This is a genomic window from Micromonospora sp. NPDC049891 (assembly GCF_040660295.1).
In the GTDB taxonomy this organism is placed as follows: Bacteria; Actinomycetota; Actinomycetes; order Mycobacteriales; family Micromonosporaceae; genus Micromonospora.
This window is the reverse complement of record NZ_JBFAML010000004.1, coordinates 267,620-294,479: the sequence shown is the minus strand read 5'-3', so window position 1 is coordinate 294,479 and position 26,860 is coordinate 267,620. Positions and strand designations below refer to the sequence as shown.

24 protein-coding genes are annotated in these 26,860 nt (G+C 69.6%); 10 read left to right on the top strand and 14 right to left on the bottom strand.

The annotated features are described in order from the left end of the window. Window positions 1-337 precede the first annotated feature (337 nt). Window positions 338-2,350 (top strand): SpoIIE family protein phosphatase, encoded by a 2,013-nt coding sequence (locus tag AB0I71_RS08705; RefSeq protein WP_357582626.1) that lies wholly within the window; start codon window positions 338-340, stop codon window positions 2,348-2,350. Window positions 2,351-2,481: 131 nt separating this feature from the next. On the opposite strand, the gene AB0I71_RS08700 is transcribed toward AB0I71_RS08705, so the two are convergent. The 4 genes from AB0I71_RS08700 to AB0I71_RS08685 form a co-directional block, all read right to left on the bottom strand. Next, window positions 2,482-3,732: a VWA-like domain-containing protein gene (locus AB0I71_RS08700; protein WP_357582625.1), complete on the bottom strand. Its 1,251-nt coding sequence runs from the start codon at window positions 3,730-3,732 to the stop codon at window positions 2,482-2,484. Next, window positions 3,729-4,973, bottom strand: a complete 1,245-nt coding sequence (locus AB0I71_RS08695) for a MoxR family ATPase (protein WP_357582624.1) — start codon at window positions 4,971-4,973, stop codon at window positions 3,729-3,731. The genes AB0I71_RS08700 and AB0I71_RS08695 overlap by 4 nt, the downstream gene beginning before the upstream one ends. Before the next feature lie 67 nt (window positions 4,974-5,040). Then, complete coding sequence (locus AB0I71_RS08690) at window positions 5,041-6,441, bottom strand: hypothetical protein (protein ID WP_357582623.1); 1,401 nt, start codon at window positions 6,439-6,441, stop codon at window positions 5,041-5,043. A 143-nt stretch (window positions 6,442-6,584) separates the two neighbouring features. Further along, on the bottom strand, window positions 6,585-7,907 hold the full coding sequence (locus tag AB0I71_RS08685; protein WP_357582622.1) for an aspartate aminotransferase family protein: 1,323 nt from the start codon (window positions 7,905-7,907) through the stop codon (window positions 6,585-6,587). 85 nt (window positions 7,908-7,992) lie between these two features. Here AB0I71_RS08685 and AB0I71_RS08680 point away from each other — a divergent pair, with 85 nt between their 5' ends. After that, window positions 7,993-8,931, top strand: coding sequence for a LysR substrate-binding domain-containing protein (locus AB0I71_RS08680; protein ID WP_357582621.1), 939 nt, complete (start codon window positions 7,993-7,995; stop codon window positions 8,929-8,931). Between the two features lie 187 nt (window positions 8,932-9,118). Next, window positions 9,119-10,621 carry an endo-1,4-beta-xylanase gene (locus AB0I71_RS08675; RefSeq protein WP_357582620.1) on the top strand — a complete coding sequence of 501 codons (1,503 nt, stop codon included), beginning with the start codon at window positions 9,119-9,121 and terminating at the stop codon, window positions 10,619-10,621. 75 nt (window positions 10,622-10,696) lie between these two features. Here AB0I71_RS08675 and AB0I71_RS08670 read toward each other — a convergent pair whose 3' ends face one another. Continuing rightward, a complete protein-coding gene (locus AB0I71_RS08670) occupies window positions 10,697-10,978 on the bottom strand; it encodes a (4Fe-4S)-binding protein (RefSeq protein ID WP_357582619.1) in 282 nt (93 codons plus the stop codon). A gap of 31 nt (window positions 10,979-11,009) precedes the next feature. Next, window positions 11,010-11,318 carry a GNAT family N-acetyltransferase gene (locus AB0I71_RS08665; protein ID WP_357582618.1) on the bottom strand — a complete coding sequence of 103 codons (309 nt, stop codon included), beginning with the start codon at window positions 11,316-11,318 and terminating at the stop codon, window positions 11,010-11,012. Between the two features lie 569 nt (window positions 11,319-11,887). Here AB0I71_RS08665 and AB0I71_RS08660 point away from each other — a divergent pair. Then, window positions 11,888-14,638 (top strand): AAA family ATPase, encoded by a 2,751-nt coding sequence (locus AB0I71_RS08660; protein ID WP_357582617.1) that lies wholly within the window; start codon window positions 11,888-11,890, stop codon window positions 14,636-14,638. 76 nt (window positions 14,639-14,714) lie between these two features. On the opposite strand, the gene AB0I71_RS08655 is transcribed toward AB0I71_RS08660, so the two are convergent. The 3 genes from AB0I71_RS08655 to AB0I71_RS08645 form a co-directional block, all read right to left on the bottom strand. Next, entirely contained in the window at window positions 14,715-15,659 is a 945-nt protein-coding gene (locus AB0I71_RS08655) for a DUF5996 family protein (RefSeq protein ID WP_357582616.1), read from the bottom strand. 122 nt (window positions 15,660-15,781) lie between these two features. Beyond that, a complete protein-coding gene (locus AB0I71_RS08650; RefSeq protein ID WP_357582615.1) occupies window positions 15,782-16,507 on the bottom strand; it encodes a flavodoxin family protein in 726 nt (241 codons plus the stop codon). Window positions 16,508-16,737: 230 nt separating this feature from the next. Next, window positions 16,738-18,006 carry a glutaminase gene (locus AB0I71_RS08645; RefSeq protein ID WP_357582614.1) on the bottom strand — a complete coding sequence of 423 codons (1,269 nt, stop codon included), beginning with the start codon at window positions 18,004-18,006 and terminating at the stop codon, window positions 16,738-16,740. A 204-nt stretch (window positions 18,007-18,210) separates the two neighbouring features. Between AB0I71_RS08645 and AB0I71_RS08640 the strand changes: the two genes are divergently transcribed. From AB0I71_RS08640 to AB0I71_RS08630, 3 genes are all read left to right on the top strand, one after another. After that, complete coding sequence (locus AB0I71_RS08640) at window positions 18,211-18,378, top strand: hypothetical protein (RefSeq protein WP_357582613.1); 168 nt, start codon at window positions 18,211-18,213, stop codon at window positions 18,376-18,378. Window positions 18,379-18,456: 78 nt separating this feature from the next. Further along, on the top strand, window positions 18,457-18,969 hold the full coding sequence (locus AB0I71_RS08635; protein ID WP_357582637.1) for a SigE family RNA polymerase sigma factor: 513 nt from the start codon (window positions 18,457-18,459) through the stop codon (window positions 18,967-18,969). Then, window positions 18,966-19,388: a hypothetical protein gene (locus AB0I71_RS08630; RefSeq protein ID WP_357582612.1), complete on the top strand. Its 423-nt coding sequence runs from the start codon at window positions 18,966-18,968 to the stop codon at window positions 19,386-19,388. Before AB0I71_RS08635 ends, AB0I71_RS08630 begins: the two co-directional genes overlap by 4 nt. Before the next feature lie 437 nt (window positions 19,389-19,825). Here AB0I71_RS08630 and AB0I71_RS08625 read toward each other — a convergent pair whose 3' ends face one another. Next, window positions 19,826-20,794, bottom strand: a complete 969-nt coding sequence (locus tag AB0I71_RS08625) for a glycoside hydrolase family 6 protein (RefSeq protein ID WP_357582611.1) — start codon at window positions 20,792-20,794, stop codon at window positions 19,826-19,828. Window positions 20,795-21,067: 273 nt separating this feature from the next. On the opposite strand from AB0I71_RS08625, the gene AB0I71_RS08620 reads away from it, so the two are divergent. Beyond that, entirely contained in the window at window positions 21,068-22,081 is a 1,014-nt protein-coding gene (locus tag AB0I71_RS08620; RefSeq protein ID WP_357582610.1) for a LacI family DNA-binding transcriptional regulator, read from the top strand. Between the two features lie 59 nt (window positions 22,082-22,140). Here AB0I71_RS08620 and AB0I71_RS08615 read toward each other — a convergent pair whose 3' ends face one another. From AB0I71_RS08615 to AB0I71_RS08600, 4 genes are all read right to left on the bottom strand, one after another. Next, a complete protein-coding gene (locus AB0I71_RS08615) occupies window positions 22,141-22,677 on the bottom strand; it encodes an ATP-binding protein (protein WP_357582609.1) in 537 nt (178 codons plus the stop codon). A gap of 216 nt (window positions 22,678-22,893) precedes the next feature. Next, window positions 22,894-23,514, bottom strand: coding sequence for a DUF5701 family protein (locus AB0I71_RS08610; RefSeq protein ID WP_357582608.1), 621 nt, complete (start codon window positions 23,512-23,514; stop codon window positions 22,894-22,896). A gap of 126 nt (window positions 23,515-23,640) precedes the next feature. Then, window positions 23,641-24,420, bottom strand: a complete 780-nt coding sequence (locus AB0I71_RS08605) for an ABC transporter permease (RefSeq protein ID WP_357582607.1) — start codon at window positions 24,418-24,420, stop codon at window positions 23,641-23,643. Continuing rightward, the gene (locus AB0I71_RS08600) at window positions 24,417-25,364 is read right to left on the bottom strand and encodes an ATP-binding cassette domain-containing protein (protein ID WP_357582606.1); all 948 of its coding nucleotides are present in this window, start codon (window positions 25,362-25,364) and stop codon (window positions 24,417-24,419) included. The genes AB0I71_RS08605 and AB0I71_RS08600 overlap by 4 nt, the downstream gene beginning before the upstream one ends. 77 nt (window positions 25,365-25,441) lie before the next feature. On the opposite strand from AB0I71_RS08600, the gene AB0I71_RS08595 reads away from it, so the two are divergent. Both AB0I71_RS08595 and AB0I71_RS08590 read left to right on the top strand, forming a co-directional pair. After that, a complete protein-coding gene (locus AB0I71_RS08595) occupies window positions 25,442-26,209 on the top strand; it encodes a TetR/AcrR family transcriptional regulator C-terminal domain-containing protein (protein ID WP_357582605.1) in 768 nt (255 codons plus the stop codon). A gap of 228 nt (window positions 26,210-26,437) precedes the next feature. Beyond that, entirely contained in the window at window positions 26,438-26,860 is a 423-nt protein-coding gene (locus AB0I71_RS08590) for a nitroreductase family deazaflavin-dependent oxidoreductase (RefSeq protein ID WP_357582604.1), read from the top strand.

Sequence of the window (26,860 nt, the reverse complement as noted above, 5' to 3'; positions counted from 1 at the left end):
ACGTCCTATACGCCATGCTCCGCGACAAGATCCCCTACCAACCACGCCCGACAGGCCCCGTCCCCGCTTGACGAAACCCATAGGGACACCCCCCCCGGGCGGGGTGTAGGCAATGGCGTTGGGCGAGCCCGGCCGGGCCCTTGTCCAGATCCAGAAACAGACGCAATCGTTGTCGGCTGGTGGAGCGGTTTCTCCCGGCTGTGGGTGCCTCGTGGCGGACACCTGTGCGCAGATGACACCCTGTCCGCGTCGGCGGGTCTACGACATTAGGTGAAGGTGATGTCGGCGGGCGATGATTCCTGTGCGCGCGGCCATGGCGCGTGAGGGAGGTGGCGGGGTGGACGAGTGGCTGCCCGACGCCCAGGTGCTCGCCATGCTGGACCTGGAGCCGCAGGGCTGGATGCTGGCCCGGGCGGTGCACGATGGCCGCCTCATCGTTGACTTCGAACTGGTCTACATCAACGACGCGGGTTGCCGCCTGGTCGGACGACCGCGCGTCGAGCTGGTCGGCCACCGCTACCGACACCTGTGGCCGGAGACCATGCACGACGGGACGCTTCCGTTCTACCGGTCGGTCGTGGAGACGGGGAACCCGGCCCTACGCACGGTGTACTACGAACGGCAGTCCATCACCGGACATTTCGAGTTCCGGGTGGGTCCGTACCGCGACGGGATCATGGTTCGGTGCGTGGACCTGCGCCAGGTGACGGTGTCTCCGCAGTCGGCAGGTGCGGTACGGCTGTACGACATGCTCGACACCGCGTTCGACGGGTTCACGGTGCTTAGTCCCGTGCGGGACGCCAGCGAAGAGATCGTGGACTTCGTCTGTGAGTACGTCAATCAGGTCGGGGCCAAGATGACCGGCCACAGCGTGGAGGATGTGATCGGTCACCGGCTCAGCGAGATCTCTGCCCACAGCTGGGACAGCGGGCTGTTCGATCGCTACCGCACGGCGGTCGAAACCGGGGAGCCGTGGCGACAGGAGCTGAGTTATCCCGAGATCAGCCAGGTGTGGGAGATCAAAATCGGGCGGACGAGCGGCGGTCATGTCGCGGTCTCGTTCCGGGAGATCACTGAGCAGGTCGACAAACAGCGACAGCTCGCCGACAGCGTGGCCCGCGCCGAACAGGCCGCCGCCCGCGCCCGAAGCCTGGAGAGCGTGACCGCGGCGTTGGTGGCGGCGAGCACGACAGCGCAGGTGTACACCGCCATCGGATCGGTGCTGCGGCCCTCGGCCGGCGGGCAGTCCCTGGCGTTGCTCCTGCGCCAGGAACAGTCCCTGCGCCTCGCCTACCACGCCGCGTACGAACCGGAGGTCGTCGCGCGGCTGCATGACCTGCCGATCGAGCACCCCTACCCGGCGGCGACCGTCGCCCACACCGGACAGCCGCGTTACCTGACGTCGCTGGCGCAGTTCCACGCCGCTCAGCCCGACCCGGAGACAGCCGTCCCGCCCGGATCCCGCCAGGCGTGGGCTTTCCTCCCCCTGACCGTGGCCGGGGAGGTGCTGGGTGCGCTCGTCGTCGGCTATCGGGAACCGCGCGACTTCGATCCCGACACCAGATCGACGCTGACGGCCCTGGCAGGCCTGGGCGCCCAGGCACTTCAGCGGGCGATGCTGTTCGAGACAAGTGTGTCGATCGCCTCCGAGCTGCAGCACGCTCTGCTACCGGCGACGCTGCCGCAGACGGCGGGGCTGCGGCACGCGGCCCGCTACCTGCCGTGGACACGCGGCGCCGAGGTGGGCGGCGACTGGTACGACATCATTCCCATCAGTGACGACGTCGTCGCCGTCGTGATCGGCGATGTGGCCGGCCACAACACCGCCGCCGCGGCGACGATGGGTCAGGTCCGTGACGCACTGCGCGCGTACGCCATCGCCGGGCAGCCGCCGGCCATGGTCATGAACAACGTCAACCACCTCATCCGCGCGCTGCGGCTGAACACCATGGCCACCTGCTGTTACCTGCAACTGGACGTCGCCGAGGGTGTCGTCACCGGAGTGCTTGCCGGGCATCCAGCCCCGATCCTGCGCGATGCCCACACCACCGGCCCGGTCCGCCTCGCCACGGACCCTGCCCTGGGTGTCTCGGACTCGGTTGTCTACCGCGAGAGCCGCTTCGATCTGCCGCCGGCAGCCACCTTGGTGCTGTACACCGACGGACTCGTGGAGGACCGCAGCCATCCGCTCGACCGGGGCCTGGAGGAGCTGTGCGCGGCAGTGCACAGCGCGCCTCGCCTCGATCCGGCCGAGATCCTGGATCACATCCTGGCCGGTGACGTCGGTCCGCGGCCGCGGTGCGACGACATCGCCCTGCTCTGTCTCACCCGGGACCCGGTCGAGCGTTGACGGGGCGATCCGGCCGCCGGCGACGGCCGAGGCAGTGCCGCTGCGGCAGACACTGTCAGGTCCCAGCGCCGTAGCAGCGCAGGACCTCATCCTCGTTGGACGTCACCAAGTCCACTCCAGGGGTCTCAGGGTCATCGCACGGTGGGGTCGGATCCGATGGTGACCACCCGCGCCCAGTCGGGCGGAGAGTCCGGCCGGTAGTCAGGATCGTCCTCGTTCCACCGCACGGCACGGGGAAACAGCCCGACGACGGTGCGCGACGGCGGCCGTGCGGTCGGCCAGGGTGTCTGTCCGTCGGTCAGCACGACGATGACGTCCGGGCAGGGTGTCTCGCGCAGTGCCCGGGTGAAACCGGCCCGTAGATCCGTACCTCCACCGCCCACGAGTGGGATGTCCTCGGCCCGGCACAGCGGACCGATGATCTGGGCGGCCGCGTCACACGGCAGCACGGTGACCAGGTCGCGGCGGCCGCCCACGGTCCGGGTCATCGCGGTGACCTCGAGCAGGGCGCTGCCGAGTTCGGTGTCGCTGACCGACCCGGAGGTGTCGATGATGACGCAGACCCGCGGTGGCCGGCGTCGCAGTGCCGGCAGGACGATCCCGGGTATGCCGGCGGAGCGTCGCGACGGTCGGCCGTAGGTGTAGTCCTCGCCCACACCGGGCGCGGAGACCGCCGAGCGGACCGCCGCTCCGAGCAGTTCCCGCCAGGGCTGCGGTGGATGGAATGCCTGTTCCGCCCAGCGCCGCCAGCCCTGTGGGACGTTTCCCGGTCGGCCGGTGATGCCCTCGGCCACCCGGAATCGCACCGCGTCGCGTTCTTGCGGGCTGAGGGCGTACGCGCCGTCGGGTCCGAGGTCCCATTGCCGCTGCCGTCCGTCGGCGCCGCTGCCGCAGTCCAGCCAGGCCAGGTGCTGAGTACGCGGTCCGAGTCGGAACTGCCGCAGGTAGTCCTCCATCAGCTGTCCCTCGGGCAGCAGCAGGGAGCCAGGTTCAACGGCCCCTTCGGGGCGGGCGAGCCCGTCGCCGAAGGCGTCGTCGTTGATTTCGCAGTCTGCGGCGATGTTCATTCGCAGCCGCTCCGCCGGCCCGGTCAGCCCGCGTTCCCGGGCGACCCGGTCGCCGCGCCCGTGGTGGTCGCGGAGCAGGTGCGAGACCTCGTGCACCCACACTGCGGCGAGTTCCTCCACGGGTGTTCGGTGCACGAACGCTGGTGAGACGTAGCACCGCCAGTGCGGGTCCACTGCCATCGTCGGCACCTCCCGCGATTCGACCACGTGCAGGGCGAACAGCGCCGTTGCCAGGTAGGGCCGGACCCGGACGGCGTGCAGCCGGGCGGTGAAGAGTTTGTCCCGGTCCAGCGTGCCGGGACGGTCGGCGCTCACCTGCCGGTTGCGGCGACCGCCGAGACCCGGGCCGCCGTCTGGTCGGCCCGGCGGGACAGGGACACCGCCCCGGCGAGCCGATCGATGGACGCGGGCACGTCCCAGTCTTGCTGTCGCAGCCGGGCGAGGGTGGACGCGGGCACGACCACCAGGTCCGGGGCACCGGTCTCCAGGGCCCGGACCAGCAGTGCCCAGGCGGCGTCCCAGCGGGACCGCTCCGGGCGTCGGCGTACCGCCTCCACCACGGCGTCCAGGACGGCCTGGCGTAGGTCGCCGCGTTCGGGCAGAACGGCTGCTGCCGGGTCGGCCAGCAGCACCTCGGGGTCGGGCAGGTCCATCCGGTCCAGGCTGGCCAGCAGCTCCAGTCCGGGTCCATCGCCGACGGCGCCTCTGACCAGCATGGACAAGACCTCCCGGGAGGCGTCGGCCGCAGTGGCGAAGGCGATCAGGCGCAGGGTCATCTCCCAGCTGCGCGGCGACGGCCACGGACCACCGCGGCCGGCCTCACTGCTGGGCAGCCGGTGCACGAGCCCCGGGCGGGCCGACAGCAGCCCACACACCGCGCGGCGGGCGAGTGTGACAGCCTCCGGTAGCCGCTGCGGGTTGAGCCGGGGCAGCGTCGCGCGGGGCCAGGTCCCGCCCAGACCATGTACGACGACGTCGTGGTCGTGGGTCCATTGCAGGTGGATGAAGCGGTTGGCCAACGGCGGGCTCAGCTCCCAGCCGTCGGCCGCCGAGGATCGGGGGTTGGCGGCGGCGACGATCCGGACGGCGGCCGGCAGGCGCAGGCTGCCGATGCGCCGTTCGAGCACGAGACGCAGCAGAGCGGCCTGCACGGCAGGCGGGGCGGTGGACAGTTCGTCCAGGAACAACAGTCCGCGACCGGCGCGTACCAGACGTACGGCCCAGTCCGGCGGCGCCATCGGTACGCCCTGGGTCGCCGGGTCGTCGCCGACGACGGGCAGTCCCGAGAAGTCGGACGGCTCGTGGACGCTGGCGATCACCGTTGTGAGCGGCAGGTCCAGGGATGCGGCGAGGTGTGTCAGTGCAGCGGTCTTGCCGATTCCCGGCTCTCCCCACAGCAGCACCGGCAGGTCGGCGGCGACGGCCAGGGTCAGTGCCTCCGACTGCGGGTCGGGACGGGTTGCGGTGGTCGTGCTGGACAGTAACGCGAGCAGGTCGGCGGCGACGTCGAGCTGTGGCGTCGGGGCGGGGTCGGCCGAGGTGCGGGTGCAAGACATCTGAATCACCTTGTGAAGTCGTGGTGGTGGACCGGCCTAAAGCCGGGCTAGGACGAGGTTCCGCTGATCAGCGGGCGATTGTGTGACGTGGATGGCAGCGACGGTCACGTTTGGGCTGCCAGTCCCGGGAGCCCGGGGGAGGTCCATGTCCGGTCAGCCCGGCTCGGAACAGCCCGTACGAGATTCGCCGCAGCGCGGCGTTCTCCAGCTCCGCCCGCAGGTCCCCGTCGCGGAGGAGCGCCTCGGGTCCGAGCAGATCCTCGACGGTGGCCAGTGCGCCGACGATGTCGCCGTGGTCCAGGCGGGCGCGGACGTCGGGAAGGCACTCCGGTCGGCGGTGCGCTTCGTCGATCGCCTGCAGGCAGGCCAGCGGGGTGCCGGTCAGCGCGGCCAACAGTTCCTCCCGGCGAATCTCTGCCGGGTCGTGGTCCAGGGGTGTGAGCACCCCGTTCACCAGGCCGATGCGGTGCCAGGTTCCCCGGCAGGCCACGAGACGCGGCGCTGCCGCCGGGTCCGAGGACGCCGGGGTGGCAGCCACCGGGTGACCCGGCGCGAGCGCGGAGGCCACCAGCGGGTGCAGCCGGTCGAGCTCGATCAGCCCGCGGCGCAGCAGCTCCAGGTCCGGTGCCATCCAGGTCGCCGCGTCGGGCAGCACCGGCAGCCCGGCGGCCCGGCCAGCCCGGGACGCCCCGGCGATCCGCGCCACAGGCGGCAGTCTGTCCGTGCCTGCCGCAGCGACGTCCAGGCGCAGACGACGTCGAGGGCCGAGGCGCACCGCCACGGCACCGCTGGTCCTGCCCTCGGCCTGGAGCAGCAGCACCGCCTCGGCTGCCCACCGGTGTACCGCGTAACCACACTCCCCCAGCCCGTCCCAGGTCGGATCAGGGCGCATCGTGGAGGAGGAATCGGGGGTCACCTGCCAGGTGCCCGACCGGCTACGTAGCTCGTCGGCTCTGCGTACGTCCCACAGGTGACGGTGCAGGTCGAAACGGAACCGACGGTCCGGACGCGCATGTGGATGATGACGGTCACCCTCGTCATGCGGTCCGGCCCAAAGCGCCAGGCTTATCCGCTGGCCCGCATCCGCCCAGGCCGGTGGCGTTCGGGCGACGAGGTGCACCGGCTCGGCATCGTTGTGTTCCGTCGGGCCGTACCGGGCCAGTGAGACGGTCAGGCCCGGGCGCAGCAGCCCGTCGGGAGCGATCCTCGGCATGTGCCAGCGCAACAGGTCTGGCGCGAGGTGCCGGACGTCGGCCCGGAGCCGGACGCCCAGTTCCCGGCCGTGGCGGCGAACCACGGCGCGAAGGTCAAGGTCGACGTCAACGCGGGCGGCGGCGCATGCGCCGGCCCAGTCACCGACGCGACGGCGAGCGGTCGCAGCTTCGATCATGGAGGGCGGCACGGCGTACTCGCGCACCCGCCGCCAGAGAGAAAGGCGGGTATCCGCATTCGCAGCCAGGGAGCGCATCAGCACTCACCTTGTGCGAACCGGACCCCCAATCTGAGAGATAGATTCATCGCGGCGGAGCATAGCACTGGTGGCCAGCAGCACGCCTACCCCTCAGAAGCCTGGTACGGAGAACGAGGTGTTCCGCGCCGGCGAGTAATCGGCTACTGGTGCTCTGTCGCTTCGCCGATCGCCTGGTCCAGGATTTCCAGACCGAGGGCCAGTTCCTCTCGCGTCGTGGTGAGGGGTGGTGCGATCCGGAAGGTGCTTCCCATGCCGGGCAGTTGCACGACATTCATATGGAGACCGAGGTCGAGGCAACGGCGGGTGACGTGGGCGCCGAGGACGTCCGAGCCCTCGCGCGTCTCCCGGTCGAGGACGAGTTCGATCCCCTGCATCAGGCCGCGCCCCCGTACGTCTCCCACCACGTCGTGTCGGTCTCTGATGTCCAGCAGGCCGGCGCGCAGGAACTCGCCGAGTTCTCGGGCCCGTACGTCCATCTGCTCCTGGTGGAGGACGTCGAGCACGGTGTTGCCGACGGCGGCGACGAGAGGGTCGGACACGTGTGTGGTGTAGAAGAGGTAACCCAGCTCGTGTGCCCGTTGTTCGATCTCCTCTGTGGTGATCATCGCAGCGAGCGGTAGGCCGGCGCCCAACGTCTTGGACAGCGTGAGGATGTCGGGCACTATGCCGTCACGTTGGATGGCGTACCACGTGCCGGTGCGGCACAGACCGGTCTGCGCCTCGTCGACGATCAGCAGCATGCCGCGCTCACGGCACTTGGCTGCCAGGGCGACGAAGTAGCCCTGCGGTGGCTCGATGATGCCGCCGGAGCTGAGGATCGGCTCGACGATGCACGCCGCGAGGCTTCCGGACGACTGGGCATCGACGAGGGCGAAGCCGTAGTCGAGCTGGCGCTGCCAGTCCAACTCGCCGTCAGGGGTGGTGAAGTCGGGGCGGTACGGGTTGGGCGTGGGAATCGCGAAGTTTCCCGGCGTGGGCCCGTAGCCCCGGTGCCCGGCGCTGTACGTCGCGGCGGCCGCGGCGTGCGTCATGCCGTGCCACGACTTGGCGAAGGCGACGATCTCGTGTTTGCCGGTGACGAGCTTGGCCATCCGGATGGCCGCCTCGTTCGACTCGGCGCCGGTCGTCAGCAGCAGCGCCTTCTCCAACGGCGCGGGAAGGGACTCGGCGAGCCGGCGCGCGAGGTCGACGACCGGACGGGACAGCATGCCGCTGAACAGGTGGTCCAGCCTCGCGATTTCCCGCTGCACCGTCTCGACGATCGCGGGATGGCAGTGCCCGAGAATGGCGCTCATCTGGCCCGAGGTGAAGTCCAGGATCCGTCGGCCGTCAGCGGTGTACACGAAGCTACCGGCCGCGCGCTCGATGATCTCGGGCGTGAACGATCCGCCGTAGCGCACCAGATGACGGGCAGCGTCGGACCAGAACTGTTCGGCGGTGCTCCGATCGGTGGTCAGCGTCATGGCCTCACGATAGGGGCGTTCGTTATGCACGAAAAGCTCATGTTTCTGGCTACGCTGTGCGGAATTCGCGCACAAGGAGTTTCCAATGCGGCTCCACACGACAAGCCTGGAGATGCTCAGCCTGCTGGACGGCCTCGGCACCATGCGGGCCGTCGCCGCGGCCCTGCACATGAGTCCGTCAGCAGTGTCGGCGCAACTGGCAGTCCTGGAGGCGGAGACCCACACCGAACTTCTGCGGCGCACCGGCCGCCGCGTACAGCTCACGCCGGCCGGGCGTACGCTCGCCCGGCACGCCCGCATCATCCTCGACCAGGTCAAGGCCGCCGAGGCGGACCTACAGGGCCGCTCCGGACAACCGACGGGGCCGGTACGCCTCGCGGCTTTCTCCAGCGCCATCCGGACGGTCGTGCTTCCGCTCGCCGCGCGACTGCGGGAGACGCATCCCAGGATCGATCTTGAGGTCGCCGAGTTGGACCCGCAGGCCAGCCATCCGGCCCTGCGCCGCGGCGACTACGACATCATCGTGGCAGCGGACTTCATCGACGGGTCCATGCCGCTGCATCCTGACGTGCACACCATCCCCCTGCTCACCGACGCCATCGTGCTCGTGCTGCCGCAGCCGCAGGCCGCGTCTGACGTACCGGCGGACCTGGCCGACTTCGCCGAGGCCGCCTGGTCCATCGACATGCCCGGCACATACCTGTCCAACCTGGTGACGAGCACCTGTCGACAAGCCGGCTTCGAGCCGGTCGTGGCTGGCCGCTTCGCCAGCTACGAACTGCTCCTGGCACATGTCGAAGCCGGCCTGTCCGTGTCGCTCCTGCCCGAGCTGGCCGTGGACCGTCGCTACCACGTCGCCACCCGCCCGCTACGCCGACCGTTGACCCGCCACGTCTACGCGGCCGTTCGCAGCCGCTCAACTCTCACCACCGCGAGCCAGGTCGTCCTCCAGGACCTTCGCAGGCACTCCACGACCCCGTCACCTCGGCCCCAGCGGATACCGGCCGGAGATTCTCCTGCCTGAGTCCAACGGCATGCTCGGGTGCGTCCGTTACCCGCACACAGCCGCACTGGTCGGCTTTCCAGCCCGGCCCGGACGGTTTCCGGAACATTTCCGGAAGTTGTTGACAGTGCGGCGGACCGATATCGACACTGACCCTTCGGAGGCATGCACAAATGTCGATCGATGGCGTCAGCATCAAGGAGGTCCGGTGAACAGCGACCTGAAGCAGCGCAGAAGAGCTGCGCGAATAGCCCTGCCGACGGCGGTGTTGGTGCTGATAGGCGGCGCCGTGACGGTCCACTCCAGCGCCCCGGCCGCGGCGGCCGAGACCACGCTGCGGGCCGCAGCCGCCAAGGCCGGGCTGTTCTTCGGCGTCGCCGCCTCACCCAACCGGCTCTACCCGATCGTCGGTCAGGAATTCAACCAGCTGACCCCCGAGAACGACATGAAGCCGGACAGGATCGCCACCTCAAACGGCGGTCTGCAGAACACCAGCGGTGCGGACACCTTGGTCAACCACGCCCAGAGCAACAACATGCTGGTCCGTGGTCACACACTGGTCTGGCACTCGCAGGCCGGCGCGTTGCAGGGTGCCAGCCAGGCGACGCTGAACACCTTCATCGGCAACGCCATCAACCGCTGGGGCAGCAGGATCGCGTACTGGGACGTCGTCAACGAGGCGCTGGAGGACAACAACACCGGCCGGCGTCGCAACCAGTGGCCGCACACCATGAACCGGGACGCCAACGGCGACGGTGACTTCTTCGACGCCGGCGACACCGACGTCATCCGGGACTCGTTCATCCGGGCCAAGCAGGTCGTGCAGGCCGGCGGGCTGACCACCAAGCTCTGCATCAACGACTACGACGTCGACGGCCTGACGGTCCAGGGCGGTACCCCGAACCGCAAGGCCGACGCGCTGTACGACATCGTCCGCAACTACCGGCAGTACATCGACTGCGTCGGGTTCCAGGCGCACTTCAACGACAACCCGAACAGCATCATCACCAACGACCTGCAGGCCAACATCCAACGCTTCGCCGACCTCGGCGTCGAGGTGCACATCACCGAGCTGGACATCGACGACGACCTGAGCAACAACGACATCGGCGCCGGCCAGGCGGAGAACTACCGCAAGGTCGTACGGGCCTGCCTGAACGTCGCACAGTGCACCGGCATCACCGTCTGGGGCATCTCCGACAGCGAGTCGTGGCGCTCCTCGGAACGGGGCCTGCTGTTCACCGGCAGCAACGGGAGCTACCAGAAGAAGGCCGCCTACCACGCGGTCCTCGACGAGCTGAACAAGGGCCGAAACTCCACTCCGCCGCCGACCACGCCGCCGGTGACGCCGTCGGTCCCGCCGACCACGCCACCTGTTGATCCGACCACGCCGCCGCCGACGACCACGCCGCCGCCGGCCACCGGATGCGCGGCGACGGTCTCGTTGAACTCCTGGACCGGTGGCTTCGTCGCCACCGTGAGAGTCACCGCCGGCACCGCGCCGATCAGCGGGTGGAGCGTCCAGCTCACCCTGCCCTCCGGGGCCACCGTGACCAACGTCTGGAACGCCAACCGCACCGGCAGCAGCGGCACCGTGCAGTTCAGCAACGTCAGCTACAACGGCTCGGTGAACGCTGGGCAGTCCACCGAGTTCGGCTTCCAGGGCGTCGGGACCGCCACCGGCCTGACCCCGGTGTGCACCGCCGCCTGAACACCACCTGTCCTGAACGGGGGCATGCCCCCGTTCAGGACAGGATGCGCCCTGCTCCCAACTCACCGCGCATGATCAACTATCCGGTCGCGTCGCGCGTGATCCCGTGGGCCGCTCCGGGGTCTCCGCCCCGCCGTCCACGAGTTCGTACTGCAACGCTCCGGAGGGACAGCGCCGGACCACTTCGGCCAGGCGCTCGGCCTCGGCACCGTCGGGTCGGATCCACGGGCGCTGGCCCGGGTCGAAGACCTCCGGCAAGCCGCGGACACACTCGGCGGCGTGCCGGCAACGGCTGGCCTCAAAGGTCACGGTGATCGACCGGCCCTCGTACGTCTTCTTCCCGTTTCCGCTGCTCATACCGACCTCCATCGCTGCCGCGCCCTGCTGTTCAGTCGCTGACTCTGCTGCGGGACTGGTACACCAGGTCCTGGTACTCGGGGTGCCGGGCGATCCACCCCGCGAAGAACGGGCAGGTGGGCAGGACCAGCAGGCCCGCGGCGCGGGCCTCGTCGAGGCCCGCGCGGGCCAGGGCCGCGCCGACTCCCCTGCCCTCGTACTCCGGCGAGACCTCGGTGTGTACGAACGCGATGAGTTCCGTGGTGCGGATGTACTGCGCGACACCCGCGACCTTCGACTCTCCCTCCAGCCGCGCCTCGTACTGGTTGGCTTCGGGGACATCCTTCACATTCACGACCATGTTTCCTCCCTCAGATCTCATCTCCGATACGGGCCGGCCGGCACGACGGACCGGTCAGAGATCGTTTACGACCTGTCCGGCGACCAGCTGGGTCTCCCAGCGGCGTCGCGCACCTCGACCATCCGCCGCACACCGGTCACCAGTCGTGTTCGCGGCGTGACGCGGCGGTCGTACGGTCACCACCCCAGTCTCCGGGGCTCACCGGCCACGACCAGTGACACCACGTCACAAGCGATCGTGACACCGCGCCACTGACGCCTCGGGCGCGTCCGCGCTGTCATGGGGAGACTGGCTCGTCGTGATCCGGCAGGCCAGGCGCGCGACACCGCGAGCGGCACGGCTGCCACGTCGAACGGCCAGACCGATCTGTTCCGTTGACCGCGACGCGCCCGTGCTCGGACGAACCGACATGCTGGGAGCCTCGGCAGTAAGGCCTGGTGCGGGGTCACCGGATCGAGTGTGCGGCAGCATGGCCGAAGCGGATCGGCCGGCTAATCGGTCGTCTCGTGAAGGGGCGGACCGGGCTATAGCTTGGACAGGCTGTGCCATCGCGGCCAGACGGGGGAGACATGGAACTGTTCGGACGGCGCGCCGAGACCGCGGCGCTGGATCGGCTGCTGGATCGGGCGGCGGATCGCGCGGGTTCCGGGCTCGTGCTGTGGGGTGAGCCGGGCATCGGCAAGACCGCCCTGCTCGAGTACGCCGTCGGGGCGGCGTCCGACGCGACGGTGTTGCGGTGTCGGGGCACCCGGATGGAGGCAGGGCTCGCGTTCGCGGCGCTGCACGAGCTGCTGTGGCCGGTGTTGGATCGGCTGGAGACGCTACCCGCCCCGCAGGCTGCCGCGTTGCGGGGTGCGTTGGGAATGAGCCGGGACCCGGCCAACCGCTTCCTGATCGGCGCGGCCGTGCTGTCGCTGCTCTCCGGTCTCGCGCGGGAGCGAGCGGTGCTGGTCGTGGTGGACGACGCGCAGTGGGTCGATGAGGCGAGCGCGATGTGCCTGGGGTTCGTCGCCCGCCGGGTGGCGACGGAACCGGTCGCGGTGCTGCTGACCGGACACGAGGATCCCGCCTCGGGTCCGTGGGAGGGGTTGCCGGCCCTGGAGGTCGGTGGTCTGGCCGACGACGATGCGCGCCAACTCCTGGCCGCTGCCGTGTCGGGGATCGACGCGGCGCTTGCCGATCGGACGGTGCGGGCGGCGGGGGGCAACCCGTTGGCGCTGCACGAGCTGCCCACCCTCGATCGAGAGACCGACGGCGAGGCGACGGCCCTCTCAACTTCCGGGAACCCGGTGCCGGTGGGGCCACGGTTGCGGCGGGCATTCTGCGCCCGGGCCGAGGCACTGAAACCGTCGACCCGGGCGCTACTGCTGCTGGCCGCCGCTGAGGGCCGGGGCGACCGGCACGTCGTGCACCGGGCCGGGGCCGCCTGGGGCATCGACACGTCCGCCTGGGACGAGGCCCTGCGTTCGGGCCTGCTCCGAGTCTCGGGAACCCGCCTGGAGTTCCGGCACCCACTGATCCCGGCAGCCATCTACGACGGCTCCCCCGTCGCGGACCGGCAGGCTGTGCATCAGGCGCTGGCTGCGGCCCTGCCGCAGGCCGCCACCATGGAGCGGGCCTGGCACCTGGCAGCCGCCGCCGACGGGCCGGACGAGGAGGTCGCCACACAGCTGGAGCACGCCGCCGAGGAGTGCCTGCGCCGCAGTGCGGGTCCGATGGCGGCTCGCACCCTGGGCCGGGCCGCCGAGCTGTCCCCAGCGCCAGCGGACGCCGCACGCCGGCTGGCCGCCGCCGCCCGTGCCGCGTGGCACGCGGGCCACGCGCAGGCGGCGCGACAGTTGCTCGACGATGCTGAACGTCTGAGCGGTGCACTTCCCGTCGCCCGGCTGAGCGGCGGGCTGCGCGGGATCCTCGAATTCGCACACGGCATGCCCGAGCGTGCCCACCATTACCTGACATCCGACATGGCCGCGGTACCCGAGACCCGCCGCGCCGTGGAGCTGGGCACGGTGGCGGTCCGCGCCGCCTGGTCGGCCGGTCGGTCCGACCTTCAACAGCAGGCGCTACACCGGGTACGGGCCGTGGACACCGCCGCTGACCCCGCGGTATCGGCGCTGCTGCCCGTGCTGGAAAACTGGTGGTCCTGCTACGACGTGACCGGCGAAGCCACCCCGACGCCCCGGGACCTGGCCAGCGACATCGTCGGTCAGCTCGGTACGGTCGCGTGGGAGCTGCTGCCGCCCGTGCCGCTGGTCCAGGCCTGGGGCATCGACGGTGGCCTGCTCGACGTGCTGCGCGTGCAGGCCGCGCAGCTGCGGCGTCGGCACGAACTCACCGCGCTGGCCCTGGTGCTGGCCCAGATCGCGGTCCTCGACACGGCTGCGGGCCGGTGGGACGCCGCCGAGACGGCGGCGGCCGAGGGCCTGCGACTGGCCGAGGAGGTCGAGGCGGATCACCTCGCCACACAGAGCCGCAGCTGCCTCGGTTTGTTGGCTACCGCCCGCGGCGAGCACCGCGCCGTCGAGGAGCACACCAGCCGGATGCTGCGGGTCTCGGTGCCACGCGGAGTGCGAGCGCTCAGCGCATCGGCGTACTGGATTCGTGGACGAGCGGCGCTGTTCGACGGTCGTCCTCAGGAGGCACTGAACGACCTGCTGTGCCTCGTCGAGCCGGGGCACGAGGCCGCCCACACCACCTTCGCGCTGCTCGCCGCCCCGGACACCGTCGAAGCGGCGGTGCAGGTCGGCAAGAGCGACGTCGTCGGGTTTCACGTCGCCATGGTGCAGGACTGGGCGCAGCGTACGGGTGCGACCTGGGCCCGAGCGGCCGGCCATCGGCTCAGGGCCCTCGTCGAGGGTGGACCGGCGGCCGAGGCCTCGTTCCGAGCCGCCCTGGACGTCGCGGGGGCGGGGGTGCAGCCGTTCGAGTATGCCCGCACTCGGCTGCTGTACGGGGAATGGCTGCGGCGGGCGCGTCGCCGGGCCGACGCCAGTACCCAGCTCGCCGCAGCAGCCGAGACCTTCGACCGCCTCGGCGCGCGTCCACTGCGGGAACGGGCGCTGCGCGAGCAGGCTCTGACCGACCGGCGGGCCGCTCCCCGCGTGGTCGATCCCCCGACCGCTGCCGGGCTGACCGCGCAGGAGCTCCGGGTCGCACGGTTGGCCGCGGACCATCTGACGAACCGGGAGATCGCGGCACAGCTGTTGATCAGCCCACGCACGGTCGGCCACCACCTGGCCAACGTCTACCCCAAACTGGGCATCACCTCCCGTACCGAGCTGGCCAGGATCGACTTCGATGGAGACCTACGGCTCAGCTAGTGCGGTGTCCAGGAGCGTTGGCGGTGTCGCGGCGAGGTCCAGGCGGCGATCCGGCAGGGCGGCCCATCGTGGGTTCTCACCGTGCGGGGCTCCGGGCGTGCCAGCGCAGCGGATTGTCCTCCAGCGCGGAGCGGTCCCAGTGCGCCCGGTCGGCAGCTGCTTCGTAGGTGGTGCGGAGGAACTCGGCGACCGCGCGGTCCGGGTCCGGTGCGGTGCGGGCGGCCTCGTACGGCAGCAGGAACTGCTTGAACTCGGTACTGAAATACGCGCCTTCGGGACTGACCTGCTGTTCGGCGAAACCGTCAGGTTCGGGATAGGCGTAGGAGTAGAAGGCGCCTTCCTCGCCGCCGCCGGGCCAGAACCCGCAGCTGGACAACTCCCGGGAGTAGCCCTCGACCATGACCCAGTCCCCGCAGTTGGGCACGCCCCCGGGATGCGGTGGGGCCGACCGGCCGGAGAAACGGGTGCAGGCGAGGTCCATCCCGCCCCAGAAGAAGTGCACCGGACTGACCTTGCCGATGAAATGCGACCGGAACTCGCCGATCACCCGGTTCGCCTGCAGCAGCTGTCGCCAGAACAGGGCGGCCGCCTCGCCGTCGTAGGAGGCGTGGTCGTGGTCCTCGGCGAACGGGATCGCCGGATCGACCTCGTTGGGACGCGGCCGGATCGGTGCCTCGATCCCGAGCTCGCCGAGCATGGCCATGACCCGCGAGTAGAACTCGGCGACCGACATCGGCCGGAGCGGGAGGCTCCGCGCGCCGCCGTTGCTGGTGCGAACGTCGAGCCGATGGCCGAGGAAGTCGAACTCGATCTCGAAGGCCCCTGTGCCGTACGGGATGGCGGACGTCGTCAACCCGCGCGGGCTCACGTACAGGGTCACCTGCCACCAGTGGTTGACAAACGGAGCGTGCGCCATGCGGATCTTGCCCACGATCTGGGTCCACATGTGCAGGGTCTCGCGGGTGGCGGTCCAGTCCGAGACCCGCAGGCTCGGCCAGCTCATCGTTGCCGGGCTTGTCATCGCTACTCACATCCTTGGGCGCTGTGACGCAAAGGGTGGCGGTCATCGTGATCGTGTCCCGCAGGCCGGTACCTACGGGGCGCCACCGGTTCGCTGATCGGCCGTCTTTCCCTTCCTGACGATCAGCGGTACTCCGGGTTGGCGCTGCCGGGGCGAGTGCCGGCGTCCCAGGCCGTGCGCTGGTTGCCGTAGGCCGGGAACCCGCCGGCCCGACGGATCATGGACGCGAGGTGGAGCAGGTTGTAGGTCATGAACGCGGTGTTGCGGTTGGTGAAGTCGTTCTCCGGACCGCCGGAACCCTCGTCGAGGTAGGAGGGCCCGGGGCCGACCTCACCGAGCCAACCCGCGTCGGCCTGCGGCGGGACGGTGAAGCCGATGTGCTGCAGGCTGTAGAGGATGTTCATCGCGCAGTGCTTCAGGCCGTCCTCGTTGCCGGTGAGCAGGCAGCCACCGACCCGCCCGTAGTAGGCGTACTGCCCCTGCTCGTTGAGTACGCCGGAGTAGCCGTAGAGCCGCTCGATCACCCGACGGGTGACCGAACTGTTGTCGCCGAGCCAGATCGGTCCCGCGATGACCAGGATGTCAGCTTCCAGCACCCGGGTCAGCAGTGCGGGCCATTCGTCGGTATCCCACCCGTACTCGGTCATATCGGGTCGGACGCCGGTGGCGATGTCGTGGTCGACGGCGCGGATCTGATCCACGCTGACCCCGTTCGCCTCCATGATCGCCACACTGCGGTCGATCACCCCCTGGGTGTGGCTACGGCCCGGGGAACGGTTGAGGGTGCAGTTGATGTACATCGCGCGCAGCCCGGTGAAGTCGGGCTTCTCGATAACCGTCGCGGTCACGGGGTCCTTTCCTGGTAATCGGTCTCGTGCCGTCGACCCGTCGGTCGACTCGAAGGTCCTCGCACCGGCACGGTCGACAGAACGGGGCCTGGCTCCCGAGCGCAGCGGCGTATCCGGTGGGTCCACAGGACGAGTGTCGAATACCGGGGCCGGTGCCGGATCGGCCGGTCAATCGGTCGGTCCGCTCGGGGGTAGCGCGCCCCTGCAGCTCGACACTCACGCCGCAGCGATCACACCTGATCAACTGAATCGACGACCGCCAGTCGGCCACCATCGCCGGGATCCGGGTCCGGGATCATCATCTCCGGATCTACGAGATAGACATCGTGACCGTCGAGCGTGAGCCGACGCGCGACCTCCAGGAGCATTCGTCGGGCCACATCGTCGATGGAGTGCACAAGCGAGACATCGAGAACCACTCGGCGCTCCGACGGCGGACTCTCCACGAACTCACGAACGATCCGCTCGGCTCCCGCGAAGCGGATTCCGCCCTGCAGCCGGAGAACCCGGGGCGCGTCCACTCCGCCGCCCCGTACTCGATTGGAACGCACGATCGCGCGCGCCGCGGGAGGGACCTCCATCACATGCAGCCCCATGTCGGACGAGAACCGCTCGAACAGCGACACGCCGCGCACGCTGTTGCCGTGCCGGTCCAGTCGAGGCGAGAAGGTGGCGATGCCGAGCTGACCGGGGAGTGCACCGATCAGTCCCCCGGCCACACCGCTCTTCGCCGGGATGCCGACCTGCGTGGCCCAGTCGCCGGCGGCGTCGTACATTCCGCAGGTGGCCATGACGCTCAGGACCTGGCGCACCACTGACCCGTCCACCACCTGCTCGTTCGACAGGGGATTCACCCCGCGGTTGGCCAGCGTCGCCGCCATCATCGCCAGATCCCGGGTGGTCACGAGCACCGAGCACTGACGGATGTAGCCGTCGACGACGGCCCTCGGGTCCTCGGTGAGGATGTCGTGGCTGCGGGGCATGTGCGCGATGGCGAGGTTGCGGTGCGCGCTCTCCATCTCCGATGCGCACACCGTCTCATCGACCGTCAGCTGACGGCCCGCGAACGCCGAAAGCCCCTGAACGACGCGGTCGACCCGCTCGACAGGCTTCAGGTTCTCCGGTCCGGCCAGTGAGTGAGCGGTGATCGCGCCGGCGTTGATCATCGGATTACGGGGACGCCCGGTGTCGCTTTCGAGGGAGATCTCGTTGAACGCCTCCCCGGATGGCTCGACCCCGACCTTGGCGAGCACGCGATCGAAGCCGCGATCGGAGAGCGCCATCGCGTACACGAACGGCTTCGAGATCGACTGGATCGTGAACGCGACATCGACGTCACCGGCGCCGTGAACCGTGCCGTCGACCGTGGCGAAGACCGCTGCGAGACGCTCCGGATCAGCTGTCGCGAGCTCGGGAATGTATCCCGCAGGCTCCCCGGAGGTGTCCGATTCGACATCTCCGAGCACCTCAGCCAGATAGTCGGGAACGACTGACCGCATCCGTCCTCCTCAGGTTCTCGTGGAGGCCGCAGGGCCTCGCGCACCACCAGCCCGACGGCTGCTGGTGGGTTCGAGCTCGGCGGCCTGGACATCCGCCCCGAATGCAGCAGCCCCGGGCTCGCGGCGAGCCCCGGTCCCGCGGCAGCGTGCGTACGCCGTTCGAACGACGTCGCTTCCGGCCACCCTGTCACGTCGGAGAAGGCCGTGAGCCGTCCCCAGAGGAAGATCCGCGCCCTCGACGACCGTGTGACCGCCACCCGCAGGACCGGGAGAGTCCTGACCGAGCTGCGTCGCTGCCCACACCGCGCGACCACCATCGCGCAGGCCATCCTCGTCCTGCACCACGTCGAAACCAACCGCCGCCCAGGATGAGAAGCATCTCATGGATAGTGGGCGCGGTCCCGCGCGTCTGTGGTGGTGAATGAGGCGTACCGGGACGGAGCTGAGCGGTTGGACGACAAGGCGAGAGCCAGGTTCGGCGAGTTCGCGCAGAGCCGCACCGCCGCCCTGATCCGGGCGGCCTACCTGCTCACCGGCGACCAGCATGCCGCCGAGGATCTGGTGCAGTCCGCGTTGGCCAAGACGTACGTCAAATGGCCGACGATCCGGCACGAGGACCCCGAGGGGTACGTGCGCGCGGTGATGTACCGCGAGCGGATCAGCTGGTGGCGGCGACGGGGACGACTCCGGGAGACGCTTGTCGGCTCGCCGGTGGAGCGGGAGCGCCCGGACGACAGCGGCTACACCGACCTGCGGCTGGTCATGCGGACAGCCCTGCTGCGCCTTCCCGTGGCACAGCGTGCGGTGCTGGTCCTGCGGTACTACGAGGACCTGCCCGAGCGACAGGTGGCCGAGGTGCTCGGCTGCTCGGTCGGGACGGTCCGCAGTCGGACCCATCGGGCGGTCAGTCGACTGCGTGAGGTGCTGCCCGATGCCGAACTCGTGCTGGAGCTGAAGCGATGAACACCCCGATCGACGACCTCATCCGATTCACCCTTACCGATCTTGCCGAGGAGGCAGTTCCGATGAATCTGGCAGATTCCGCCGTCGCCCGGGCGCGCAGGCGTCGTACCCTCACCGTCTCGGTGGGGGCGGCGGGCGTCGTCGCCGCCCTCATGGTCGGCACGCCGCTGGCGTTGGCCGCGGTGGACCGGGACGCCCCGCCGCCGTCCGCACCCGCCGACCAGCTGCCAGCCGCCTCCGCCAGCCCTGTCCCGATCAGCCCAGTCCCGCCCCCACCAGCCGCCTCCCCCACCCTCCCGATCAGCCCTGTCCCGATCAGCCCTGCCCCGCCCCCGCCAGCCGCCTCCCCCAGCCCTGTCCCGATCAGCCCGGTCCCGATCCCGCCGGTGGATCCGAAGGGTCCGGGCACGGGTTCCTGATTCCAGGACCGTCAGCACGCGGTCCCACCTGGACGGGGGTCGACCGCCGTCGGGCTCGCCGGCCGGATCGTCGACCGTCCGGCAAGCTCGGCGGCGGCGGGCCCAAGGTCCGCCGCCGACCCGCCGTCCGGTACCGGTGCAACACACGTTCTTCGTACGGACACTCGGCGCCTCTCTGGGCCCGATACCTGGACACAGAGAGGCGCCGTTGGTGTGGCAGGGCGCGGAGAGCATCGGCCACGTGCAGCGCCAATGCTCTTCGTGCGCCGCGCTAGGCCCTGTGTCGAAGTCCCTGGCCGGCCTACGGCGGGCCCAGGCGATGACCGGCCGCGTTGGGGATTGGTCCGGATACAACACCGGTATCCGGACCAATCGCCGCCTTGCCGGATCACCGCCTGGACTCCGCCTCGGCTCGACCGAAGACTTCGGCACAGGGCCTAGTAACCGTAGATCATCTTGTAGGCCACCTCGGGCAGGAACTGTCCGGCGCTGGATCCGCCGCCGACTCCGCAGTTGCCGTCGGACTCACCCGGTGTCTTGAGCCACAGCAGCATCTCCGCGCCGCCGCCCATCCGGCTGGGCGTGCCGATCCTGCGGCCGCCGGGGTTGCACCATTGGCCGTTGGAGCCGTTGCCGTTGCGGCTGGTGTCGATCACGTACGGCTTGCTGTATCCGAACCTCTGTAGCGCGGAAGCGACCTGATTGCCGTAGTTGGTGTTCTCGCCGGTGGTGAAGTAGTTCGAGACGTTCAGCGCGAAGCCGCGTGCGTTGCTCACACCAGCCATGTTGAGCCGCTGCGCCATCGTCTGGGCGTCGACCCAGCGGGGATTGCCGGCGTCGATGTAAACCCAGGTGTTGGCGGCCCTGGACCGGAACTGGCCGACGGCGCGAGAGAGCATCCCCACCCGGTCGTTGATCTGCGCCTGGCTCATGCAGTTGAAGTCGCCCAGGGAGTCCGGTTCGAGGACCACTACGGCAGGACGGCTGCCGATGGCGGAGGCGAAAGAGGCGATCCATGAGTCGTAGGCGGCGACGCTGCCGGCGCCACCACCGGAGTGTCCGCCGCAGGCGTCCCGGCCGGGAAGGTTGTAGGCCACCAGCAACGGAAGCTTGTCAACAGCGTCTGCGGCTCCCACATAGCTCCCGACCGCGCTCCCGATGTTGCCGCTCCAGTTGCCGAACCACCTGGCCATCGGCTTCTGCGCGATCTCGGTGCGGATGGCGGCGGCCCGTCCGTCGCCCGGGTTCGCGGCCGCCCACGTCGCCGGGCTCGAGTTGGGATCGACGTAGAAGCCGCTGGTCTGGCTGATCGGATCCGCGTGCGCAGCTGGCGCCCCGAGCAGGACCGCGGGAACCGCCAACGCCAGGGCGGCGGCAAGCCCCCAGGGGCGGGCGAAGCGTTTCATGGCCAAGTCTCCTTCGGACAAACTGGAAGCGCTTCCAGCGAGATTTGTCGATACATTACCGTCCGATGGTCGGCAAATGTCAGGCAGATGTCAAGAGAGGTCAATCTCGCGGCAAGATCGAGGCCAGGCATTCCTGGGACCGCTTCCAGGCTGACGACGACAGCGAGCCACCTCGACGCCGTCGATGCCGACCGATACGATCGGTTAGCGATAACGGCACCGGCCGGCGGTAGCGGCTGCCCCGACGTCGGACAGGAAGGACTCGGCATCGCGATGGCAGCGCAGCGGCCTCGGCGGCAACCGACCCTCGACGAGGTGGCCGAGCGCGCGGGCGTGTCACGTTCCGCCGCGTCCCGGGTCATCAACAAGGCGCCACATGTCAGCCGCGCCACGCGCGATGCCGTGGAGCGCGCCATCAAGGAGATGGGCTATCTACCCAACCGCACCGCCCGTGCCTTGGCCACCCGACAGACGGGGATCGTCGCACTCGCGGTCTCCCATGATGATCCCGAGTTGTTCGCCGACCCGTTCTTTGCCCAGGTCATCGTCGGCGTGTCCGCAGCCCTCGAGGAGACCGACCTGCACCTGCTGCTGTGCCTCGCCAGCTCCGGCCGGGGCCGGTCCCGGCTGACCAACCTGCTGCACACGCGCGGCGTCGACGGCATCATGCTGATGGCGCTGCACGGCGACGATCCGCTTACCCACATCGTGCGTCGGGCCGGCCTGCCCGCGGTGTACGGCGGGCGGCCATTGAACTTCGAGCCACAGTGGTACGTCGACTCCGACAACCTCGGCGGCGCGCGACTCGCCACCGAACACCTCATCGGCCTCGGCCGAACCCGGATCGTCACCATCACCGGCCCCATGTCCACCGACGTCGGCCGCGCTCGCCACCGCGGCTACCGCGAGGCGATGATCATGGCCGGGCTGACCCCGTACGCGACGGCAGAAGGTGACTTCACCGAGACCGGCGGTGCCGCAGCGATGAAATCACTGCTTGACAGCCATCCCGACCTCGACGCCATCTTCGCCGCAAGCGACGACACAGCGGCGGGCGCCCTCCGCGTCCTCCTCGACGCCGGCCGGTCCGTGCCAGCCGACGTGGCAGTGGTGGGCTTCGACGACCTCGGCATGGCCGAACGAACCGATCCGCCGTTGACCACCGTTCACCAGTCGGTCCAGGCCCTGGGCAGAGAAATGACCCGGATGCTCGTCGACCTCATCGCGGGGCACGAACCCTCGTCCATCATCCTGCCCACGAAGTTGGTGCTACGCGACTCGGCATGATCCGTGACCCAGTTCAGCCGGCTCGATGAGCGGCGGGGTGGCGCTGAGCGGAGCAGGCGTCAGGAGACTGACGGTGGCCAGCGGCGGGTACGCCACTCGGTCCATGTCGTGAATCCGGCCGGTGGGTCATCGATGGGTTCGCTGCCGTCGAGTTCGCCTGGCGTGGGGATGTCGATGATGGCGGCCCATTCGGCGAGTTCCTCGTCGGACATGGGCCACGTCGTGTGGGGCGCTTCGGCTTGGCGCTTGTCGAGTCGTGTGCGCTGCTCGGCTGGACTGAGTTCGAAGTAGCGCATCTCCACCATCGCGCCGAGGTCTGCCGCAGCCTGCCGCAGGGCCGAGCGCTCGTGTCGGCTCCAAAGGCCGAAGTCGATCACGACGCTGGTGCCGAGTTCGAGGGTGCGTAGCCCGATCTGGATGAGCCGTCCTTCGATCACATCCTGAGCCGATGGCGGGTTCTCGTGCCCGTACAGAGCCTTGACCCATTCGTCCTTCGTGAGACGAAGCGCTGGGTGCTCGATCTCGATGCGTCGCGCGGCGGTGGTCTTCCCGGTGCAGGGGAGTCCAACAGTCAGGAACAGCGTTGGTTGCCTCATCAGCACCCGCTTCCGATCACACGTCCGTCCTTGCTGACATCCGATCATGCCGCTGTCGTCGGGCGAGGCTGGTACGGCGGCGCCGGAGGAAGGTTTCATCCTGGGTGGCGGCGGGTCCGGGAAGTGACTTCTCCGAAGAGCCGGCTCGGGGATGAGAGCCGGTCACGCTGGAGCCAGTTGCCGTTCCCCGTTGTCCTCCCGGGCCCGCCGCCGCGGTCAGTCGACGGGGCTGCGGTGGCGCGCGGAGGCGAAACCGAGCCAGGTGTGCCGGTTGCCGGCCCAGCACCATCCGATCTTCGGCGCTCTGCGTCGGGCGGTGCCGTCGCGTCCGGTTCCGCCGCTGATCCAGATGGCGGGGGTTCGAGCGTCGAGGGTGTCGCCGGTGCGTTTGCGAGAGCCGATCGTCATGAAGCAGTGACTGGGTTCGAGCACCTTCGGTTCCTGTAGCAACCAGCTGATCCCCTCGTTGATGGTGAGCGGTGTTCGTCCGCGTTCGAGGATGGCCGGTAGCGCCTCGTTGGGACTCCAGTTGCGCATGTCGTCGCCGCGGTCGGGTTCGCGGACGAGATAGAGCGGGCGGTCGGGTAGTGCGAGGCCGTCAATGGGTACGAACTGCTCAAGGTCCACCATGTCGTCGACGACGAAGCCGGGTTTGTCGTGACGGCGCAGCAGCGGTGCAAGCTGACGCGCGGTGGCCAGCTCGGGGTGCACGGCCAGCACGCACTGGGGTTCGTCTGGCAGCGCGGCGACCCAGGCGGCGAGTTCCGCCGGACTGCTGCCGGTGACGTCAGCGAGTCCGGCGTCGAGCAGGCGGTGCAGTTGGTCGGTCAAGCTCATCTGCTCTCCTGGTGGAGTCGGGACCGTGAATTGGTTTGCGGATCATCGGCACAACCGCTTGAGCGGCGGGCCGAGCGGCGTGGACTGCGGTGCGCACGAACACGGCGTGTCGCGGTCCGGCCGGTTTCAGTTGCGCAGTCTGCGGTACGCGCGCGCGGACAGCGGCACGAAGACCGCGGTCAGCAGGAGCGGCCAACCGACCGCCAGCCACACCGCCCCGTCGACAAGCGGCCCCTCGGTGATGCCGGTCGGGTTGCCGAAGAGCTGACGGGTGGCGGACGCGGTCGCGGACAACGGGTTCCAGGCGGCGATGGCGCCGAGCCAGCCGGGCATCGTCTCGGCGGACACGATCGCGGTGGACAGGAAACCGATGGGCCAGACCAGCACCTGCACCGCCATCGTCGCGCCCTCGCCGCGGAAGGTCAGCCCCAGGAAGATGCCGATCCACAGGACGGCGAACCTCAGTAGGAGCAGGAGCAGCACGGCCAGGGCCGCCGATGCCGGATCCGACGAGATCCGCCAACCGATGAGCAGGCCACCGAGGATCAGGACCAGCAGTTCGACAGCCGAGTTGGCCATGTCGGCGCCGACGCGGCCCAGCGCCACCGACGCGCTGCCGATCGGCATCGAGCGGAACCGGTCGGTGATGCCCTTGCGGGCGTCGTTGGCCATCGCGGTCGCAGTGGCCTCCACCCCGAACATCATGCTCAGTGCCAGCATGCCGGGCAGCAGGAAGCTGATGTAGTCGCCGCCGCCCGGGACGCTTATCGCGCCGCCGAACAGGAAGCCGAAGACCAGCAGCAGCATGATCGAGAAGAGCAGGCCGAAGATGGGTGCCCACGGCTGGCGTACCCAGTGGGCCAGATCCCGCTGGGTGATGACCCAGCCGGCGCGCAGTGTGGTCATCGTGCCACCTCCTTGTCGGTCAGGGTCAGGAACACCTCGTCGAGGGTGGGACGGCGCAGCATCAGGTCCTCCGGGGTGACGCCGAGCTCGTCCAGGGCGCGGACGATCTCGGCGATCGCGACCACGCCGGTGCCGACCTCGAAGGTGATGGTGCGGGTGTCGGCGTCGATCGCGGGCGGCGCCCCGACGGCGGCCGACATCCGCTGCGCGATGGACGCCAGTGGCTCGCGCAGCGGCACCGTGACGCTCACGCGGTCGCCGCCGACCTGGCGTTTGAGGGCGTCCGGCGTACCACTGGCAATGATCCTGCCGTGGTTCATGACGGAGATCCGGGCGGCCAACTGGTCGGCCTCGTCGAGGTACTGCGTGGTCAGCAGGACCGTTGTGCCGCGGTCGGCGATCCTACGGACGGCGGCCCAGACTTCGTTGCGGCCGCGGGGGTCCAGGCCGGTGGTCGGTTCGTCGAGGAACAGCACCGCGGGGGTCAGGATGAGGCCGGCTGCGATGTCGAGTCGGCGGCGCATCCCGCCGCTGTAGGTGGAGACCGCCCGGGTCGCCGCGTCCGTCAGGCCGAAGGCGTCGAGCAACTGGTCGGCGCGCACCCGGGCGTCGGCGGAGTTCAGGCCGTAGAGCCGGCCGAACATCACCAGGTTCTGCCGGCCGCCGAGGATCTCGTCGACGGCGGCATGCTGCCCGACCAGTCCGATGCGGCGCCGGACCTGGTGGGCCTGGGTGCGCACGTCGAACCCGGCGACGCTGGCGCTGCCGCCGTCCACGTCGATCAGGGTGGCCAGCGCCATGACCGCGGTGGTCTTGCCGGCACCGTTGGGACCGAGCAGCCCGTGGATGACACCGGGGGGCACGCTCAGGTCGAAGCCGTCCAGCGCGTGCACGTCGCCGTACCTCTTGCGTAGTCCGTCGGCGGTCAGGGTGTGGTTGGTCAACACAGGCTCCTAACTCCGTATGCCTTACGGAAATGGTCGCGCGGTACACCGTACACCTCACGGGGTAATCTCCGCACATGGAAAGTCAGGACATCGACCGCACGCTCGGACTGCTGTGGCGGCGCACCCTCGGCACGCCGCAGGGCTCCCGGGGACCGAAGCAGCGGGCCACCATCGACGAGGTGGTTCGGGCCGCGATCGCGGTGGCCGACGAGGAGGGCCTGCCAGCCTTCTCGATGCGCAAGGTCGCCGATCGGCTCGGGCTGAAGCTCATGTCCATCTACACCTACGTCCCCGGCCGCTCCGAGCTGATCGGCCTGATGGTGGACGAGGTGGCGGGCGAGCAGGAACTCCCGCCGCACAAGGGCCCGCTGCGGCAGCGGATGACCCGGGTCGCCGAACAGCTGTGGGACGAGTTCCACAGGCATCCCTGGCTGCTGCAGGTGGAGAACAGCCGGCCGTGGATCGGTCCGAACATCTCCGACCGGTACGAGTGGCAACTCGCGGCCATCGAAGGTGCCGGTTTCACCGATCTCCAGATGGATCAGGTGGTCACGCTGCTGAGTGGGTTCACCGCCGGTATGGCGCGGGCATCAGTGGACGCCCGGCGTACGGCGGAGCGGTCCGGCATCTCCGACGCCGAATGGTGGGAGATCAATGCGCCGGTTCTCGAGCGGGTGATGCCCGCCGACGCCTACCCGGTCTCCGGCCGGGTCGGGCAGGCGGCCGGCGCGGAGTACAACGCGATCGGCGATCCGGAACGGACGTTCCGGTTCGGGCTCGACCGCATCCTGGACGGGCTGGAGCAGTTCCTCACCGTCGCCGACACCGGTGACCACCGATGAGCGGTACGGTTCGGCGGTGCCTGCCAGCGACGAAAGCGTACGACCGGGGTGCCGCTGAGTTGGTTGACTCGCCTTGACCCGCTGGCCCGGACCGAACAGGCTGGACGGGTTCGCCGAGCCAACCCAAATCGATGGAAGACGGTAGCGGTGACTGACGCGACACCCAGCCAATCAGGGCCAGGAAGCCCCCGTGGAGCCCGGCAGTTCCGCGCCAGCCGGGGGCGACGCGTGGGCGACGCCGTCATCGGTGTGTTCGTCCGAGCGGGACTGGTGCCCAGCACGTACATGCTGACCACGACAGGCCGAAAGAGCGGCCGGCCGCTCACGCACCCGGCGACGGTGGTCCAGCACGAGGGGCGGCAATGGCTCGTCGCACCCTACGGAGCGGTGTCCTGGGTGCACAACGCCCGCGCCGCCGGACGAGTAGGCCTGGCCCGACGCGGCGACCGGCGGAGTTACGCCGTTCGTGAGATCTCGGCGGCGGAGGCCGGACCGGTACTCAAGCGCTACGTCGCCGTCGCCGCGGCTACCCGGCCGTACTTCAGTGCGGACAAGGACGCGCCGGTCGAGGACTTCGTGGCCGAGGCTGATCGCCACCCGGTGTTCGAACTCCTCCCGATCGATGAGCACCGCCCTGCCACCGATGACTGA

Excerpts from the sequence above, each read along its gene's own strand:
- AB0I71_RS08695 (WP_357582624.1), bottom strand. The coding sequence starts at position 4,973 with ATGTCTTGCACCCGCACCTCGGCCGACCCCGCCCCGACGCCACAGCTC.
- AB0I71_RS08690 (WP_357582623.1), bottom strand. The coding sequence starts at position 6,441 with ATGCGCTCCCTGGCTGCGAATGCGGATACCCGCCTTTCTCTCTGGCGG.
- AB0I71_RS08685 (WP_357582622.1), bottom strand. The coding sequence starts at position 7,907 with ATGACGCTGACCACCGATCGGAGCACCGCCGAACAGTTCTGGTCCGAC.
- AB0I71_RS08680 (WP_357582621.1), top strand. The coding sequence starts at position 7,993 with ATGCGGCTCCACACGACAAGCCTGGAGATGCTCAGCCTGCTGGACGGC.
- AB0I71_RS08670 (WP_357582619.1), bottom strand. The coding sequence starts at position 10,978 with ATGAGCAGCGGAAACGGGAAGAAGACGTACGAGGGCCGGTCGATCACC.
- AB0I71_RS08665 (WP_357582618.1), bottom strand. The coding sequence starts at position 11,318 with ATGGTCGTGAATGTGAAGGATGTCCCCGAAGCCAACCAGTACGAGGCG.
- AB0I71_RS08660 (WP_357582617.1), top strand. The coding sequence starts at position 11,888 with ATGGAACTGTTCGGACGGCGCGCCGAGACCGCGGCGCTGGATCGGCTG.
- AB0I71_RS08655 (WP_357582616.1), bottom strand. The coding sequence starts at position 15,659 with ATGACAAGCCCGGCAACGATGAGCTGGCCGAGCCTGCGGGTCTCGGAC.
- AB0I71_RS08645 (WP_357582614.1), bottom strand. The coding sequence starts at position 18,006 with ATGCGGTCAGTCGTTCCCGACTATCTGGCTGAGGTGCTCGGAGATGTC.
- AB0I71_RS08630 (WP_357582612.1), top strand. The coding sequence starts at position 18,966 with ATGAACACCCCGATCGACGACCTCATCCGATTCACCCTTACCGATCTT.
- AB0I71_RS08625 (WP_357582611.1), bottom strand. The coding sequence starts at position 20,794 with ATGAAACGCTTCGCCCGCCCCTGGGGGCTTGCCGCCGCCCTGGCGTTG.
- AB0I71_RS08620 (WP_357582610.1), top strand. The coding sequence starts at position 21,068 with ATGGCAGCGCAGCGGCCTCGGCGGCAACCGACCCTCGACGAGGTGGCC.
- AB0I71_RS08615 (WP_357582609.1), bottom strand. The coding sequence starts at position 22,677 with ATGAGGCAACCAACGCTGTTCCTGACTGTTGGACTCCCCTGCACCGGG.
- AB0I71_RS08610 (WP_357582608.1), bottom strand. The coding sequence starts at position 23,514 with ATGAGCTTGACCGACCAACTGCACCGCCTGCTCGACGCCGGACTCGCT.
- AB0I71_RS08605 (WP_357582607.1), bottom strand. The coding sequence starts at position 24,420 with ATGACCACACTGCGCGCCGGCTGGGTCATCACCCAGCGGGATCTGGCC.
- AB0I71_RS08595 (WP_357582605.1), top strand. The coding sequence starts at position 25,442 with ATGGAAAGTCAGGACATCGACCGCACGCTCGGACTGCTGTGGCGGCGC.